This window comes from Leucobacter japonicus (assembly GCF_001273855.1).
Taxonomy (GTDB): domain Bacteria; phylum Actinomycetota; class Actinomycetes; order Actinomycetales; family Microbacteriaceae; genus Leucobacter; species Leucobacter japonicus.
Map to the genome: position 1 here is coordinate 1 of NZ_JHBX01000099.1, position 366 is coordinate 366.

The following is a 366-nucleotide window of genomic DNA, read 5'->3' on the forward strand; positions in this document are numbered from 1 at the left end:
TCCTTGAGGGTCGTGACGAGCCCGAGCCTCGGATGCCTGATGCGGTAGCCGATGAGCCCGTGCTCCCCCGGCAGCGCGCCGGTGGTGAGCGTGGTGAGGGCGGCCCCCGTGGTCGACGGGGCGACGGTCTCGATGCGCCGTCGCTGCAGCCGCGCGAGGGTCGGAGCGTGGCCCTTCACCGCGGTGAGGTTGGCGTGGCCGAGCCCGTCGACGACCACCATCACGAAGGATCTCGCGGCCGGCAGGCGCTCCGCGATCCCGCTCGAAGCGGCGAAGGCGAGCTCCTCCGGCAGGTCTGCGTCGAGGCCTCGGGCGACCGTCGCGAGTCCGCTTGGCAGAATCGCGGCAAGCCTCGCACCGTTGTCG

General features: G+C 72.7%; 1 protein-coding gene. It reads right to left on the reverse strand.

Annotated elements, in window-relative coordinates; translation table 11 throughout:
* On the reverse strand, nucleotides 1-366 hold a 366-nt coding region (locus AMS67_RS04535; RefSeq protein WP_193787066.1), incomplete at both ends, for an alkaline phosphatase family protein.